Annotated in this window: 13 protein-coding genes; 2 read left to right on the top strand and 11 right to left on the bottom strand. The window is 63.9% G+C overall.

What is annotated here, in order from left to right; all coding sequences use genetic code 11:
- Positions 1-96 precede the first annotated feature (96 nt).
- Positions 97-819 carry a helix-turn-helix domain-containing protein gene (locus LB528_RS17300; RefSeq protein ID WP_224715669.1) on the bottom strand — a complete coding sequence of 241 codons (723 nt, stop codon included), beginning with the start codon at positions 817-819 and terminating at the stop codon, positions 97-99.
- 308 nt (positions 820-1,127) lie between these two features.
- Between LB528_RS17300 and LB528_RS17295 the strand changes: the two genes are divergently transcribed.
- Positions 1,128-2,486: an NAD(P)-binding domain-containing protein gene (locus tag LB528_RS17295; RefSeq protein WP_224715668.1), complete on the top strand. Its 1,359-nt coding sequence runs from the start codon at positions 1,128-1,130 to the stop codon at positions 2,484-2,486.
- A gap of 62 nt (positions 2,487-2,548) precedes the next feature.
- Here the strand turns inward: LB528_RS17295 and LB528_RS17290 are convergent, their stop codons facing one another.
- The 10 genes from LB528_RS17290 to LB528_RS17245 form a co-directional block, all read right to left on the bottom strand.
- Complete coding sequence (locus LB528_RS17290) at positions 2,549-3,313, bottom strand: SDR family oxidoreductase (protein ID WP_224715667.1); 765 nt, start codon at positions 3,311-3,313, stop codon at positions 2,549-2,551.
- Positions 3,314-3,465: 152 nt separating this feature from the next.
- Positions 3,466-5,499 carry an ABC transporter ATP-binding protein gene (locus tag LB528_RS17285; protein ID WP_224715666.1) on the bottom strand — a complete coding sequence of 678 codons (2,034 nt, stop codon included), beginning with the start codon at positions 5,497-5,499 and terminating at the stop codon, positions 3,466-3,468.
- A complete protein-coding gene (locus tag LB528_RS17280) occupies positions 5,492-6,373 on the bottom strand; it encodes an ABC transporter permease (RefSeq protein ID WP_224715665.1) in 882 nt (293 codons plus the stop codon). Before LB528_RS17280 ends, LB528_RS17285 begins: the two co-directional genes overlap by 8 nt.
- Entirely contained in the window at positions 6,370-7,323 is a 954-nt protein-coding gene (locus tag LB528_RS17275) for an ABC transporter permease (RefSeq protein ID WP_224715744.1), read from the bottom strand. The genes LB528_RS17280 and LB528_RS17275 overlap by 4 nt, the downstream gene beginning before the upstream one ends.
- 70 nt (positions 7,324-7,393) lie before the next feature.
- Positions 7,394-9,055, bottom strand: a complete 1,662-nt coding sequence (locus LB528_RS17270) for an ABC transporter substrate-binding protein (protein ID WP_224715664.1) — start codon at positions 9,053-9,055, stop codon at positions 7,394-7,396.
- A gap of 406 nt (positions 9,056-9,461) precedes the next feature.
- Entirely contained in the window at positions 9,462-10,565 is a 1,104-nt protein-coding gene (locus LB528_RS17265; RefSeq protein ID WP_224715663.1) for a mandelate racemase/muconate lactonizing enzyme family protein, read from the bottom strand.
- A gap of 21 nt (positions 10,566-10,586) precedes the next feature.
- Positions 10,587-11,276 carry a GntR family transcriptional regulator gene (locus LB528_RS17260; protein ID WP_224715662.1) on the bottom strand — a complete coding sequence of 230 codons (690 nt, stop codon included), beginning with the start codon at positions 11,274-11,276 and terminating at the stop codon, positions 10,587-10,589.
- 153 nt (positions 11,277-11,429) lie between these two features.
- A complete protein-coding gene (locus LB528_RS17255; RefSeq protein WP_224515848.1) occupies positions 11,430-12,578 on the bottom strand; it encodes an efflux RND transporter periplasmic adaptor subunit in 1,149 nt (382 codons plus the stop codon).
- A gap of 36 nt (positions 12,579-12,614) precedes the next feature.
- On the bottom strand, positions 12,615-15,812 hold the full coding sequence (locus LB528_RS17250) for an efflux RND transporter permease subunit (protein WP_224515851.1): 3,198 nt from the start codon (positions 15,810-15,812) through the stop codon (positions 12,615-12,617).
- Positions 15,806-16,042: a hypothetical protein gene (locus tag LB528_RS17245; RefSeq protein ID WP_224715661.1), complete on the bottom strand. Its 237-nt coding sequence runs from the start codon at positions 16,040-16,042 to the stop codon at positions 15,806-15,808. Before LB528_RS17245 ends, LB528_RS17250 begins: the two co-directional genes overlap by 7 nt.
- Positions 16,043-16,292: 250 nt before the next feature.
- Here LB528_RS17245 and LB528_RS17240 point away from each other — a divergent pair, with 250 nt between their 5' ends.
- Complete coding sequence (locus tag LB528_RS17240) at positions 16,293-16,874, top strand: TetR/AcrR family transcriptional regulator (RefSeq protein ID WP_140544202.1); 582 nt, start codon at positions 16,293-16,295, stop codon at positions 16,872-16,874.
- Positions 16,875-16,998 lie beyond the last annotated feature (124 nt).

Genomic DNA, 16,998 nt, shown 5'->3' with positions numbered 1-16,998 from the left:
TCTCCTCTCCCCCCTCGGGGAGAGGTCGGATTGCCCCGAATTGCTCTTTGCAATTCGGCCTTGGCAATCCGGGTGAGGGGGCTGCGACGGCCCGACTCACCCCGCGCTGTTTTGCGGATAGCAGATGATCGACAGATACCGCATCGGCAGCCGCGTCAGCTCTTCCGGGCCGTGCGGTGCATCGGCGTCGAAGAACAGGCTGTCGCCCGGCTTCATCGGATAGAGATTGTTGCCGTGCCGGTAAACGACCTCGCCTTCGAGCATGTAAAGGAATTCCATGCCCGCATGCTGGAAGGTCGGGAACACGTCCGAATTCTCGGTCAGCGTGATGAGATAGGGCTCGACGACGACGCCGCTGGTGTTGGCGCCGATATGGCCGAGCAGGTTGTATTGATGGCCGGCGCGGGTGCCGCGCCGCTCGACATCGACCCCTTCGCCGGCCTTGACGAAAACGGCGCTGTGCTCTTCCTCGAAGCGCCGGAAGAACGCGGTCACCGGAACGCCCAGCGCTCGCGACAGCGCCTGCAATGTCGTCAGCGACGGCGAGGTGATGCCGTTTTCGATCTTCGACAGCATGCCGAGCGAAATGTCGGTGGCGGTGGCGAGATCGGCGACAGTGATGCCGAGCTTCTTGCGGAACGCCCGCACCTCATGCCCGATCGCCACTTCCAGCACCTTCTCGCGCGTGTCGCGAATGGCGTGCGGGTTCTGCGTCAGCGGCGTGCGGATCGTGCGACCGTCGGCCGAAACGCGCTTCGGCGGCGCCTTGCCCTTCGCTGCCGTATCGGTGGACTTGGTGCCGGACTTCTTGTTCGCCATGTCGCCCCCGACTCTCGCGGATTTATTTCACTCAAGGTGAACATATTCGGTGGCGATACAAGAGCGCAACCGCGACAGCAAGCCGCTGGGGTGTTGCAGGGCGCGCCTGCGTCGCCGCCTTTGCACGGAAAAACCGTTTCACGCAAACGCCGTCGCGGCAGATGTTTGTTGACAGCACCAAAGAGCCAATTACTGTCACTGTGAGTGAAATTTGTTTCGTGAGAGCAATTCCAGGAACGTGTCGAACCGTTTTCCGTCCGGAATTGCGACAAGAAAAAAGTCGAAACCAAAAAAGGAGGAGGCCCGCAATGAAATCTCGTGTCGCCGTCATCGGAGCCGGACCGTCGGGCCTGGCCCAGCTAAGGGCCTTCAAGTCGGCTGCCGATAAGGGCGCCGAGATCCCGGAGATCGTCTGCTTCGAGAAGCAGAGCGACTGGGGCGGGCTGTGGAACTACACGTGGCGCACCGGTCTCGACGAGCATGGCGATCCGGTGCATGGCTCGATGTACCGCTATCTCTGGTCGAACGGCCCGAAGGAATGCCTCGAATTCGCCGACTACACCTTCGAGGAGCATTTCGGCCGGCCGATCGCCTCTTATCCGCCGCGCGCCGTGTTATGGGACTACATCAAGGGCCGCGTCGAGAAATCCGGCCTGCGCGAATGGGTGCGCTTCAACAGCCCTGTGCGCATGGTGACCTATTCCGACGAGACCAAGAAATTCACCGTCACCGCGCATGATCGCACCAACGACGTGACCTATTCGGAGGAATTCGACAACGTCGTCGTCGCGTCCGGCCATTTCTCGGTGCCCAACGTGCCTTTCTTCGAAGGCTTTCCAACCTTCAACGGCCGCATCCTGCACAGCCATGATTTCCGCGACGCGATGGAGTTCAAGGGCAAGGACATCTTGATCATCGGCCGCTCCTATTCGGCCGAGGACATCGGTTCGCAATGCTACAAATACGGCGCCAAATCCATCACCTCCAGCTACCGTTCCAAGCCGATGGGTTTCAAGTGGCCGGAGAACTGGAAGGAAGTGCCGCTGCTGCAGAAGGTCGTCGGCAAGACGGCGCATTTCAAGGACGGCACGACCAAGGATGTCGACGCCATCATCCTGTGCACCGGCTACCTGCATTCCTTCCCCTTCCTCACCGACGACCTCAAGCTCAAGACCGCCAACCGCATGTGGCCGCTCGACCTCTATGAAGGCGTCGTCTGGGAGAAGAACCCGAAGCTTTTCTACATCGGCATGCAGGACCAGTTCTACACCTTCAACATGTTCGACGCGCAGGCCTGGTACGCGCGCGACGTGATGCTTGGCCGCATCAAGCTGCCCTCCGCCGAGGTGATGGCCGAGCACAGCGCCAAGTGGCGTGCGCGCGAAGAGACCCTCGAGGACGCCGAGCAGATGATCTGGTTCCAGGGCGACTACACCAAGGAGTTGATGGATCAGACCGACTATCCGGGCTTCGATGTCGAGGCGGTCAACCGCACCTTCATGGAGTGGGAACACCACAAGATGGAAAGCATCATGACCTTCCGCGACAACGCCTATCGCTCGCTGATGACCGGCACCATGGCGCCGTTGCACCACACGCCGTGGCTGCAGGCGCTGGACGATTCGATGGAGAGCTATCTTGAGGTGAAGGGCATGGCGGCGGAGTAGCACGGCACGCTCAGGCCAACGTTCCTGTCGTGAAATCGGGTGTCCCGCGGGACACCCATCGGTCACCAGCAGACGTAACCGCCGTCGACGATCAGGTCGAGGCCGGTCACGAAGCTGGATGCGCGGCTGGCCAGGAACACCGCCGGTCCGACCATTTCCTCCGGCGCTGCCATGCGGCCCATCGGCGTGTCGCGTTTGAACACCTTCACTTCTTCCGCGACCTCTGGCCGTTTGTTCATCGGCGTCAACGTGTAGCCCGGACTGATGACGTTGACGCGCAGGCCGCGATCAGCCCACTCCATGGCCAGGCTCTTCGACATGTGGATGACGGCAGCCTTGGAGGAGTTGTAATGCGCCTGCGTCAGCCCCCGGTTGACGATGGTGCCTGACATCGAGGCGATGTTGATGATGGAGCCCGTGCGTCGAGGCAGCATCACGCGCGCCTCTGCCTGGCAGGACAAAAATGCGCCCGCGACATTGACCTCGTGCACGTTGCGCCATTTTTCCAGCGACATGGTCTCAGCCGCGTCCGAGCCGGCAATGCCGGCGTTGTTGACAGCGACGGTCAGGGCGCCGAGCTCGGCTTCGACCCGGCCGATCGCCATGGCCAGGTCGGCCTCGGACGTCACACTGCCTGTCAGCACCAGCGCCTTGCGGCCGAGCGCCCTGACCTTCTCGGCCGTCTGCTCGAGTCCGCCGTTCGAGGCATGACCGAAACAGGCGACATCGGCGCCGGCCTCGGCAAGCCCGATGGCGATCGCCTGGCCAATGCCGCTGCCGGCGCCCGTCACCAACGCCACGCCGCCGTCCAATTTGAAAAGATCCATCGCACCCTCCCTGACTGCAGGAAGCTATGCGCTGAATGGGGCCTCAATCAAGCGGCTCCATTTGATTGGGCGAGGTCCTTTCAGAAATAGCCGTCGGACACGGCAGTCGCTTCTTCGGGATATCCGCCAATGGCGGGCGGACAGCGTTTTGATCACGCCGGCTCCACCGCCTTTGGCTTTTGCAGCCTTGCCAGTTCCGCATAGGGAATATGGCAGCGAATCGTGTGACCTGGCTGGGCCTCGGTGAGGTCAGGCTCCTGCGTCTCGCAGATCGCGCCGATCTTGCGCGGGCAGCGCGTGTGGAAGACGCAACCCGTCGGCGGGTTGGCGGCGCTTGGGATCTCTCCGTCGAGGCGGATGCGCGAGCTTTCGGTCCGGTCGAGCTTCGGCACGGCCGAGAGCAGCGCTTCGGTATAGGGATGGTGTGGGCCGGAAAAGACCGCCTCCGATGGCCCGAACTCCATGATGCGGCCGAGATAAAGCACGGCGATCTTGTCGGAGAGATAGCGCACCACGCCAAGGTCGTGCGAGATGAAGATATAGCTGACGTCCTGCCTTGACTGCAGGTCGGCCAGAAGGTTGAGGATCGCCGCCTGCACCGAGACGTCGAGCGCCGAGGTCGGCTCGTCGCACACGACGATGCGCGGATCGCCGGCGAAGGCTCGCGCGATCGCCACGCGCTGCTTCAGGCCGCCAGACAGCTGGCGCGGCTTGACCGCCAGATGCCGGTCGGTGAGCCGCACCGAGCGGACGAGCTCTTCGAGCCGTGTATCCAGCGTCTTGCCGGTAAGCCCGCCCAACCGCTTCAGGGCGCGGCTGAGGATATGCCGGATCGAATGCGAGCGGTTGAGCGCCGAGTCCGGGTTCTGGAAGACGATCTGCACCGCCTTGACCTGGTCTTCCGAGCGGCTGGCGAGCCGTGGCGCGAGCTTCTTGCCTTCGATCTCGATCGAGCCGCCCTCATCGGGCGCGACAAGGCCAAGCAGCAGCCTGGCGAAGGTCGTCTTGCCGCTGCCGGATTCGCCGACCAGGCCCAGTGTCTCGCCGGGCGTCAGGCTGACAGAGACGTCCTTCACCGCCCGCAGCGGACGACCGTGGCTGGCATAGGTCTTGTTCAACCCTTCGACCTGCAGCACCGGCGGCGCCTGCTTTGGCTGGGCGGCAGCAATCTCGGCGGGCGTCGCGCGCGGCAGCGACTGCGCCTTGTCATGATAGTGGCAGCGCGACAGGCGGCCGTCGCCCAGCTCGTAGAGCGGCGGCGGCTCGGCGCGGCAGCGTTCGGTGGCGAGCGCACAGCGGTCGGCGAAGGCGCAGCCGACGATATTGGCGCCGATGCCGGGCAGGAAGCCCGGGATAGTGTCGAGCCGGCCCTGGTCCTTGCGCTGGCCGCCGCGCGGCAGGCAGCGCAGCAGCGCCACCGTGTAGGGATGGCGCGGGTCGTTGAACACGTCCCTGGTCGAGCCTTCCTCGACCAGCATGCCGGCATAGAGCACGCCGACGCGGTCGCACATATTGGCGACGACGGCGAGGTTGTGGCTGATGAACAGGATCGAGGCCGACAGCTCGCGCCGCAACTGTCCGATCAGGTCGAGCACTTCGGCTTCGACGGTTGCGTCGAGGCCGGTGGTCGGCTCGTCGAGGATCAGCATCGAAGGGTCGTTGGCCAAGGCCATGGCGATCGCCACGCGCTGCTGCATGCCGCCGGAGAGCTGGTGCGGATAGCGCTGCATGACGCTCGCCGGGTCGGAGATACGCACCCGGTTCAGCATGGCGAGCGCCTTGTCTTCCGCTGCCTGTCCGGTGATGCCGGCAAGCTCGAAGATCTCGGTCAGCTGGCGGCCGATGCGCAGCGACGGGTTCAGGGCCTTGCCGGGGTCCTGATAGACCATGGACACGCTGTCGGCGCGGGCGCGCCTGAGCGCCTCGCTGTCGAGCTTCATCACATCCTTGCCGTCGAGCGCGATCGAACCGCCGGTGATCGAGCCGTTGCGCGGCAGATAGCGCACCACCGAGAGCGCGACAGTCGACTTGCCGCAGCCGGATTCACCGACCAGCCCATAGGCCTCGCCGACCTTGATGGTGAGGTTGACGTTGCGCAGCACAGCGCGGTTGCGGCGGCCGACGCGATAGGCGACCGAAAGGTCCTTCAGCTCCAGAGCGTTGGCGGCCTGGCCAGGCTCAGTCATTGAACGCTCCATGCACGCCGTCGGCCACCAGGTTGACGCCGATCACTAGCGAGGCGATGGCCAGGGCATCGAACAGCACCGTCCACCAGAAGCCGCCGCCGATCATGCCGTAATTGGAGGAGATCGACAGGCCCCAGTCGGGCGAGGGCGGTTGGATGCCGAATCCCATGAAGGAGAGCGTGGCCACCGCGAAGATCGCATAGCCCAGCCGCACCGTCGTCTCGACCAGGATCGGCGGGATGACGTTGGGCAGGATCTCGACGAACATCGTGTGCAGGGCGCCCTCATGGCGCAGCTTTGCCGCGGCCACATAATCGAGCTCGCGTTCGGCCAGCACCGCCGAGCGCACTGTCCTGGCGATGATCGGCGCGAAGCTCAGGCCGATGACGACGATGACGGTGATCTTCGACGTGCCGAGCGCAACGATGGCGAGCAGCGCGATGATCACCACCGGGATCGCCATGAAGGCTTCGAGCACGCGGCTGACGATGTCGTCAACGATGCCGCGGAAGTAACCGATGACGAGGCCGAGCGCCGTACCTGCAATGGTGGCAAGAATGGTTGCCAGCGGCGCCACGGTGAGGATGTCGCGCGAGCCGATGATGACGCGCGAGAAGACGTCGCGGCCGAGCTGGTCGGTGCCGAACCAGTGATCGGCCGCCGGCGGCGTCAGCGCGTTGATGATGTCGCTTGCCAGCGGATCGTAGGGAACGAAGTGCTGGCCGAACAGCGCGCAGGCGATCCAGAAGACGACAATCGCAAGCCCGGTGAGAAAGGTGCCGGACCTGGAGAGCGAATGCAGAACCTCGCCCCAGGGGCTGCGCTGTGCGGCGTCGGGCGTCGGCAGACTAATGGGGGTGTCGGTGACGCTCATTGCTCTGCTCCCAGCCGGATGCGCGGATTGAGCACGGAATAGAGGAAATCGGCGATAAGCGTGGCCACCGCATAGACGATGCCGATGGTGAGAATGCCGGCCTCCAGCATCGGAAAGTCCTTGCCGCGCGCGGCGGTGAAGATCAGCGAGCCGATGCCCTGGTAACGGAACAGCGTCTCGATGACGACCAAGCCGCCGATCAGATAGCCGGTCTGGGTGGCGATCACCGTGATGGTCGGCAACAGCGCGTTGCGCAGCACGTGACGCCAGATCACCGTGCGCCACGGCAGGCCCTTCAGCACGGCGGTGCGCGTATAGTCGGAATCGAGCGCCTCGATCATGCCGGAGCGCGCCATGCGCGCGATATAACCGAACAGCACCAGGAACAGCGGCAGCGAGGGCAGGATCAGGTAGTAGAGCTGGGTGAAGACGCCGGCGCCTTTCGGCCAGGCGGCGGCGATCGGCAGCCAGCGCAGCCACACCCCGAAGATCAGGATCAGGATGATGCCGGTGACGAACTCCGGCAGCACCGTCACCGACAGGCCGCCGAGGCTGATGATGCGGTCGAGCGGCCGGTTGAAATTGAGCGCGGCGATCACGCCGCCGAGGATGCCGATCGGCACCACCAGCACGAAGGCGACCAGCGCCAGCTTCATCGAATTGCCCAAGGTATCAATGACGAAGGGGGCCACCGGCGCGCGGAACACATAGGACGTGCCCATATCGCCGTGCAGAAAATTCCAGATCCAGCTCCCGTACTGCACAAGCAGTGGCCGGTCGACGCCGAGCGAATGGTTGAGCGCATCGACCGCGCGCTGGTCGGCGAACGGCCCCAATATTGCCCGCCCTACATTGCCCGGCAGCACCTGGCCGCCGAGGAACACCATGACGCTGAGCAAAAACAGCGTGACGAGCGACAGAGCCAGGCGCCGGGCGAGGAAGGAAAGGATGGCGAATACTCCTGTTGGAGCCGGCTCTCGGAAAAGAGAGCCGGCTGTTTGGAGGATTGTTCTTCTCCGCCTAGGCCTTCGACGCCTTCTCGAGGAACAGCTGCGACATGGCGGTGGGCTGCACGCCCGTCACGCCCTTCGCCGTCGCCGTCAGGTAGTCGTAGAAATAGCCGAAGATCACCGGCGTTTCCTCGAGCAGCAGCTTCTGGATCTTGCCGGCGGTGGCCTTCTGCGCCTCGAGGTCGAGCGCCGCGATATAGCTCGCCGCCATCTGGTCGTAGTCCTTGTTCTTGAAATGGGCGGCATTCCACGTGCCGTCGCTCTTCAAGGGTGCGGCGAGATAGACATTGGGCACGCCGCGGTGGCCGTAGTCGGTGATGCCCATCGCCGAATCCAGCCAGTTCGACTTGCCGAACACCGCATCGCCGTAATAAGCGCTCTGGTCGAGGATGTTGAGCTCGAGCTCGATGCCGATTTCCTTGACCCAGTTCTGGATGAGCTGGGCGTATTCCGGGATTTCCAGATAGCGCTCGGTGGTGAGCGTCATCTTGAAGCCCTTGCCGGCGCCCGCCGCTTCCATCAGTTGCTTGGCCTGAGCGATGTCCTGCTTGCGCTGCGGCACGCTGGTGTTCGTCGAGGGGTAGACGGGGGCGAATGGGCTGTCGTTGCCGAGTGCCGAACGCCCCTTCATCAGGCCGGCGGCGAGTTTCTCGCGGTCGAGGCAGAGCGCGATGGCGCGACGCACGCGAGCGTCCTTGGTCGGGCCCTCATCGCAATGCATATGCAGCTGCTGATGCGCGGACGACTTCAGGCTGATGACGTCGACGTTCGGGTCATTGAGCACGGCGACGCCCGCCAGCACCGGCATCTGGTTGATGATGTCGATCTGGCCGCCCTGCAGCGCCAGGATCTGCGGCTGGATGTCGGTGAAGAAGGTGAATTCGGTGCGGTCCGGCAAGGCCTTGTCGCCCCAGTAGTCGTCGTTGCGCACGAAGGAGGCGCCGACCTTGGGCGTGTATTTCTCGAGCTTGAACGGGCCGGTGCCGTCGAAGCTCTGCTCATAGCCGCCCTTGTAGCTCGCCGGGATGATGACGGCGTTGTAGTTGTCCGACGAGACCATGTAGGGAAAGTTGCCGTTCGGCGCGTCGAGGTGGAATTCGACCGTGTAGTCGTCGACCTTCTTGGTCGCGCCCTTCTGCAGGATGCCGCTGAACACCGACAGCGCGTTGGACGAATTGGCGGGGTCAGCGAGCCGGTCGATGCTGGCGACCACGTCTTCGGCCTTCATCTCGCCGCCAGAATGGAATCTCACGCCCTTGCGCAGCTTGAAGGTCCAAACCGTGCCATCGGTGTTGGGCGACCAGCTTTCCGCCAGTGCCGGCTTCAGCACCAGGTCCGGACCGTCGACGCAAAGGAACTCTGCGACCTGCTGCATGACCAAAAGGCCGCCGGCGTCCGCGATGGTGACCGGGTCGATCGCCGCGGCCGGCACACTGCTGCCGACGCGGATGGTGGCGCCGGGCGCGCCGGCGCGAGCGAGCGAGGGCGCCGCGCCGAAGCCGGCCGCCATGCCGATGCGGCCGAGCAGCGGCAGCGACAGGCCGAGCAGGCTGCCGTGGCGCACGAATTCGCGGCGGCTGATGCGGCCGTCGACCAGGCCGTCGATCAGGTGGTTTTCGAGTGGCGTGCGGCCGCGCCGGAGAAGATCGAGAATGCGATGGTTCTTGCTCATGGGTCTAAGCCCTTTCCCCTTGTTGTGATTGGCGAGTGCATTCAATTTGCGAGTTCCGTGGAGTTCTCCTGTTCCCGGCCTCGTCGATATCGGTCGACTTACAGTAACATGCGGTTCCGACCGGTCCATCCGCTCGTTGGAACAGAAAAGTCAGATTTTCTTGATCAATTGTCTGTCGGCCGGGCGACTTGTGGCCGCCTTTTTCCAGATAAGTCCTGCTAGCTTTTCGACATCCTCCTAATTCAGCGGCAGTCTGCGGTAGTTCCCGGGTTTTTCCGGATCATGATACTTGTTGCAGGGGCCGTTTTCGACGAAATCGAGCCGTCGAGCTCGCCGAAGACCCAGACGTAAGGGGCCCTCCAGCCGGTAGTTGATCGGTGTCGCCTTGACGCGCCTGATCTTCATCTCAGCCGATCTCGAAGAAGCGTTCGCCGAGCAGGGCGGGATCCACATCGATGCCGAGGCCGGGGCCGTCGGGCACGCCCATATGGCTGCCGGTCACCGGTGGCACATTCCTGGCCGTGCGCACCGTCACCCATTCGTGGAAGGCGATCGCGTGCAGCCGGCGCTCCGCCGGCGTCGACAGCGACAGATGCGCCATGGCCGCCGTGTCGATCTCGGCGCCGCCCGTGTCCTCGACCGTGATCATGAAGCCGAGATCGACGGCGACGTCACGGATCAGGCGGGTCTGGGTTACGCCGCCCAGCCGTGAGATCTTCAGCGTCAGCCCGTCGGCAGCGCCGAGGCGGTGGATCTCCAGCATCTCGCCCAGCGAGGTGACGGATTCGTCCAGCACCATCGGCTTGTCCAGCATCCGGCGCACCGACATGTTCTCCTCGAGCGTCGTGCAGGGCTGCTCGAACGTGTAGTCGATCGCTCGCGTGGCATCGGCGAATTGGCGCGCCTGATAGGGCGTCCAGCCGGCATTGGCATCGCAGAAGATCACCGTGCCTTTCGGCACCGCCGAGGCCACCGCCGTGACCCGCCCGATGTCGTCATGCACATTGCCGCCGACCTTGACCTGGAGGCGCCGGCAGCCTTCGGCGATGATCCTCTTGGCCAGCGCCGCCATCTGATCGAGCGTGCCGTGCGTGACGACCCGGTAGGTCTCCGCCATATCGCTTTCGCGGCCGCCGAGCATGGTCACCAGCGGCACGTCGGCCGCGCGTGCGGCGAGATCCCAACACGCCATGTCGAGCGCCGATTTGATATAAGGATGGCCCTTGAACACCGTGTCCATCAACCGGCCGATGCCGGCCAACCCGCGCGGGTCCTGGCCGATGAGATGCGGGGCGATTTCCGGCACGCCGGCGCGCGTTCCCGCCGGAAAGGCGGCCGAATAGAAATTGCCGAGCGGCGCCATCTCGCCCCAGCCGGTCACGCCGCTGTCGGACGTGATGGCGACGATCACCGCGTCGAAACAGTCGGCGACGCGTCCCTTCGACATGCGGTAGGGCCCGTCCACGAAGGGCTGCACGACATGATAGGCCTTGATCCTCTTGATCTTCATGTTGTGTCCGTTGTCGCGAGGTCAGTTCTTCGACGCGCGCTTTTCGAGGCCGCGCGCATAGGCAAGAAGCTCTTCGAAATCGATTTCGATATGCTCGCGCGCATGGCGCTGGGCAGCGCGCATGTCCGCGCCTTTGAGCAGCGCCACATAGGTCTCGTGCACGCCCTCGGCCGGAACCGGCTCGTTTAGCGCCCGCTGATGCAGGGCGAAATACATCTGCAGCCGGCTGGTCAGCCGCTGCCAGGTTTCGAGCAGCACCGAATTGTCGGCCCATTCGTAGATCAGTCCATGGAGTTGCAGGGCGGTTTCGATCTGTCGGGTGGTATCGACGGCGCGGGTCGCCTGTTTCACCGCCTCGTGGCGGCGGTCGAGCTCGTCGAAGAAGCGCTGGTCGCGCTGCGGCCAGGCGAGTTCGATGGCGAATTCATCGAGCACTTTGTTGAGCGAATAGGCATCGATGATGTCCTTGGCGGTGACGTCGACCACGAAAGTCCCGGCATAAGGAATGCTGGTCAGGATGCCTTCCTGCACCAGCTCGCGCATCGCCTCTCGCAACGGCGCGCGGCTCACCCGCATCTGCTCGGAAATCCTGAGCTCATTGAGCTTCTGCCCCGGCTCCAGCTGTCCGGTCAGGATGGCGCGCCGCAGCAGGGCGACGATCTCCGCCCTGCGCGTCGTATCCGCTATCGGACCGAAATCCAGCTTTGCCATGGTCGACTCCCGATAGGAACTTCTGCAAGACAAGCAGATTGTCGACAATCCAGCAAGAGGGTGGCGGCCCGATTCGGACTGCGCCGCCTAACAAAACGGCGCCCTCGACGTGGGTATCGAGGGCGCCGTCGGACCGGAAACTGATGGGGGTTATCAGCTGGCCGGTTTCGGTTGCGGCAAGGGAGAAACCGGCATTCCGGGTCCGATCTTCTGCAGATTGCCCGTGATCACCTGATCGTTCTCCGAGATGCCGGAGGTCACGGAAATCAGGTCGCCGTCGGCAGGCCCAAGCGACACCAGCTTCTGGTCGACGGTGTTGCCCTTGCCGATGACATAGAGATATTTGCCAAGCTGGCTGGAGCCCAGCGCCACCTGCGGCACCATCAGCGTGTTTGGCTGCTCCTTCACGTGCAGCCGCACCCGGACATATTGTCCGGGCAGCAGCATGAACTTGGCATTGCCGATCGTGGCGCGCGCGGTGATCGTGCCGGTCGAGTGGTCGATCGTGTTGTCGATGAAGGTCAGCTCGCCTTTCTGGCTGGGCACCGTATCGCCGGGCAACAGCACGTCGACGGCGATCGGACCGTTGGCCTTCGCCTGCTCGATCTGCACGAGGTCGGTCTCGCTCGGATTGAAGGTCACATAGATCGGATCGAGCTGCACCAGCGTGTTGAGCACCGTGCCGGCGACGCTAACAAGCGTGCCGACCGAAGCCTGATTGCGGCCGATGCGGCCCGAGAAGGGCGCCTTGATCTCGGCATAGCCGAGGTTGAGCTCGGCCGTCCGCACCGCCGCCTGGTCGACGGCAAGGGCGGCCTGGGCCGCGCGCAGATTGCTGGTGCGCTGGTCGAAGCTGTCCTTGTCGAGATAGCCGGCTTTGGCAAGGTCGGTGCCGCGGCCGAGATTGGACTTTGCATATTCGAGCGTCGCGGTATCGCGTTGTACCTGCGCCTTCGCCTGGTCGAGCGCTGCCTGATAGTCGTCGGGGGCGATACGGTAAAGCAGATCGCCCTGCTTGACGTCGCTGCCGTCGGCCGCCGTCTGTTCCTGCAGATAACCCGGCACGCGCGCCTGCAGCGTGATGCTGCGGATCGACTCCACCCGCGCGGCGTAGTCGAGATAGATCGGCAGCGTCTTCTTAACGACATTCACCACCGGCACCGGCATCACGAAAGCCGCCGGCGCTGGCGCAGCACCCGCTGCGCCGCCGCTCAAATTGCCCATGTCGAGAAAGTGCACGCTGGCCACCGAGATCGCGCCCAGCGCGACGGCCGTTCCCAAGGCGATTTTCCATCTACGCATAATTGATCTCCAATCTTATTCGGCCACCTGGGCGAGCTATTCAGCCGCCTGGGCGAGCGGCTGAAGCGCCGGCTCGGCGGTCGGTTCAATTTTGTCTTGCTGAGGCGCATCGTCGTGCGCCTTGGCAGGTTCCCTTTCGCCGCGTTCGCGCAACTGCTCGATCACGGCGTAGAAGACAGGCACGAAGACCAGCGACAGGATCGTCGCCGCCACCATGCCGCCGAAGACGGTGGTGCCGATCGACTGCCGGCTGGCGGCCCCAGCACCGGTCGCAAACATCAGCGGCAGCACGCCGAGGATGAAGGCGAAGGCGGTCATCAGGATCGGCCGCAGTCTCAGCCTTGCCGCTTCCATCGCCGCTTCGACAATGGTGAGCCCTTCCTCGCGCCGGCGTCTGGCGAACTCGACGATCAGGATCGCGTTCTTCGCCGCGAGGCCGATCAGCATGACGAAGCCGATCTGTGAGTAGACGTCGATCTGCATGCCGCGCAGCAGGAGCACGATGAAGGCACCGAACAGAGCGAGCGGCACGGCGAGCAGCACCATGAAGGGCATCGCCCAGCTTTCATACTGCGCCGCCAGGATCAGGAAGACGAAGACAATCGCCAGCCCGAACACGACCGATGCGATCGATCCGGCCTTGAGTTCCTGGAAGGTGATGCCGGTCCATTCATAGCCGAAGTCGCGCGGCAGCACGTTGGCCGCCGCCCGCTCCATGGCCGCCACCGCCTGTCCGGACGAGAAGCCTGGGGCAGCACCGCCATTGATAAGGGCAGACGCGTTGTTGTTGTAATGCGGCACGGTCTCCGGACCCACGATCGGCACCAGTCTGCCCAGCGTGCTCAGTGGCACCATGCCGCCCGACGCGTTGCGCACATAGAGTCTCGAGATGTCGGTCGCGTCGGCACGCGCATCCTTGTCGGCCTGAATGGTCACGCGGAAGGTGCGGCCGAACAGGTTGAAGTCGTTGACGTAGAGCGAGCCGAGATAGATCTGCAGCGTATTGAAGACGTCCGGCAGGTTGAGGCCGAGCAGCTTCGCTTTGCTGCGGTCGAGGTCGTAGTTGAACTGCGGCGTCGAGGTCGAGAAAGACGAGAACAACTGCTGCGGGTTGAGCTCCGGCTGCTTGCGCGCCTCGGCGATCAGCGCCTGCGTGACGTCGTTCAGCGCAGCGCTGCCGCGACCGGACAGGTCCTCGACCTGGAACTCGAAACCACCGGTAGTGCCTATCCCCGGGATCGATGGCGGGTCGAAGGAGAGCGCGAACGCATCCGGCATCTGCAACAGCTTGCCGCGCACCTGCTCGACCAGTTTCGACGCGCTCTGGTCAGGCCCGCGCTCGTCCCAAGGCTTCAGAATGGCGAACTCCACCGCCGAATTTGACTGCGCGGCGCTGGTCAGGAAGTTCAGGCCGCTGATCGAGCCGACAATGTCGACGCCGGGCGTGTTCTGCAGGATGTCGCGCGCTTTCTGCGCCACCGCGTCGGTGCGTTCGAGCGAAGCGCCGTCCGGCAGCTGGATGACCACGAAGAAATAGCCCTGGTCCTCGACCGGCAGGAAGGTCGAGGGTAGTTTCTGCCAGACGAAATAGGTGGCGACGAGGCCTGCCGCGAACAGGCCAAGCATGATCCAGCGCAGCTTGATCAGGAGGCGCACGCCATGTGCATAGGCATGCGACAGCCAGTCGAAGCCGGCGTTAAACCAGCGGAACAGCACGAACTGGGTTTCGCCGCGATGGCGCAGGAAGGCGGCGCTCAGCGCAGGCGAGAGCGTCAGCGAGTTGAAGGCCGAGATGCCGACCGAGATCGCCACGGTCAGCGCGAACTGATTGTAAAGCCGGCCCGAGACGCCCGGGATGAAGGCGACGGGAACGAACACCGCCATCAGCACCGCGGTGGTGGCGATGATCGGTCCGGTCACCTCGGCCATCGCCGCGCGCGTCGCGGCCAGCGGCTTGAGCCCGGCTTCGAGCTGTCGCTCGACATTCTCGACCACGACGATCGCGTCGTCGACGACGAGGCCGATCGCCAGCACCATGCCGAGCAGCGACAGCATGTTGAGCGAAAAGCCCAGCATATACATCACCGCCAGCGTCGCGATCAGGGAGACGGGAATGGCGATGGTCGGGATGATGGTGGTGCGCCAGCTCTGCAGGAAGATGAAGACGACAGCCACCACCAGCACCAGCGCTTCGCCGAGCGTGATCAGCACGTCATGCATCGAGGCCGAGACGAAGCGCGTCGTATCGTAATGCATGGCGTAGCTGACGCCCTTCGGGAAACGCTGCGACAGCTCCTGCATCTTGTCCTTGACCCGCTGCTGCAGGTCGAGCGCATTGGAGCCGGGCATCTGGTAGACGGCCAAAACCACGGTCGGGTCCTTGCCGAAGAAGGCGGAGGACGAATATTGCAGCGCGCCGAGTTCGATGCGGGCGACGTCGCGCAGCCGCACAAGCGAGCCGTTCTGCGAATTGGCGCGCACGACGATGTCGCCGAATTCCTTGGGGTCGCTGAGGCGGCCCACCGCATTGACCTGCATCTCGAAGGAGGTGCCGGCCGGCGCCGGCGACTGGCCGATCTTGCCGGCCGCGACCTGCACGTTCTGTTCGGCGATGGCATTCTGCACATCGACGGCGGTGATGCCGAGATTGGCCAGCTTGTCCGGGTCGAGCCAGACGCGCATCGAATAGCGGCGCTCGCCGAAAATCTGCACGTCGCCGACGCCGGGCAGGCGCTTCAGCGGATCGACCACCTGCAGATAGGCGAGGTTGCTCAGTGCCACCGGATCGACCGAGCCGTCGGGCGAGGTCAGGTCGACGATCAGCACGAAATTGGGATTCTGCTTCTTGATCGTCACGCCGCCCTGGTTGACGATGGCCGGCAGGGAGGACGCCGCCTGGCTGACGCGATTCTGCACGTCGACCGCCGCCGTGCTCAACGGATAGCCGACATCGAAGGTGATGGTGATGGTGGACGAGCCGTCATTCGAGCTCGTCGACGACATGTAGGTCATGCCCTGCACGCCGTTGATCTGCTGCTCGAGCGGCGTGGTGACCGTATCGGCAACGACCTGCGCGCTGGCGCCCGGATAGTGCGCGCTGACCACGACCTGCGGTGGCGTGATGTCGGGGAATTGCGAGACCGGCAACAGGAAATAGGCGATTGCGCCGGCGAGCACCATGATGATGGCGATCGCCGACGCGAAGATCGGGCGGTGGATGAAGAAGCTCACCATGATGCGGATGCCTCGCCGAACGGGTTTGCGAAATGGCGCAGGCGCCGGGCCCGGCCGGAGCCGGAATCCTGCAGGAAGGATGGCGGGATGTTGCCCGACGCCCGGTCGGCCGCGCGCTGGCGCAGCATCCGCTCGAAGGCTTTGGGGTCGATCCCATCCGCCTTCATCACCAGCCGGATCATCGGATCCCGGATGGCTTCGTCGATCGTCAGGTCTTTGCGCTCTTGCATAGGAGTGGCTCCTTGCTCGGCCCGCATCGCTTGATCACGGACCGCTTTTTCTCGAATTCACCGGCCGAAGCCGCATGACAGGCAGGTTTTGCGTCCTATCTCACTCTGGCAGGGCTTATCGGAGGCCTTGTCGTTTGACGGCGAGTGATATAGGTGTTACCAGTAAGTAACATGCTGGAAGTTACAGACCGGTAACACCCTAGTCAAGAGGTGGCGACGGTTTTTTTGGAAACGACGAAAGGAGATCATGATGACTGACGGCGTCGCGGAGCGTTCCCGCCCCCGGGATCGAATCCTGGAGACGGCGCAGGACATGTTCCACAAGCACGGCATCAAGGGTGTGGGCGTCGACGCCATCACGGAGGCTGCCGGCACGAACAAGATGACGCTTTACCGTCATTTCGAATCGAAGGACGAATTGATCGTCGAATGCCTGCGCGCCACGGCGGCGAAGGCTTCAAGGATCTGGGACGAATTCGAGGCCAAGCATCCCGGCGACAAGCTCGCCCAGTTGCATGCCTGGGTCCAAAAGGCTTCTGAACTGCTCAGCGCCGATAGCCGCGGCTGCGATATGGCCAATGCCGCCGTCGAGCTCACCGAGACCGATCACCCGGCAAGGCGCGTCATCAAGGAACTGAAGGAAGCCCAGCGCGAAAAGCTGGTCGCGCTTTGCCGCGATGCTGGCATCGGCCAGGCCGAGCTTCTTGCCGACACACTGTCCCTGCTGCTCGAAGGCGCGCGCGTCTCGATGCAGAGCGTCGGCGCCGAAGGTCCGAGCGCGCAATTCGTGCGCATGGCCGAAAGCCTGATCGCTTCGTTCCGGGCGCGCTGATCTCTTCGCCTCGTCCTGACTCTGTTATGCTGTTCCGGAAACGGGCGCTAGACGTCATGTTCCGAGGCGGAGATCGGTGGCCCGCCCTTTCGTGCGATTAAAAGACGAGGGTTGCTCGGATGGG

This window comes from Mesorhizobium sp. CA4, from assembly GCF_020165075.1.
In the GTDB taxonomy this organism is placed as follows: domain Bacteria; phylum Pseudomonadota; class Alphaproteobacteria; order Rhizobiales; family Rhizobiaceae; genus Mesorhizobium.
Note: the sequence above shows the minus strand (reverse complement) of the source record. Positions and strands in the feature narration are given on the sequence as shown.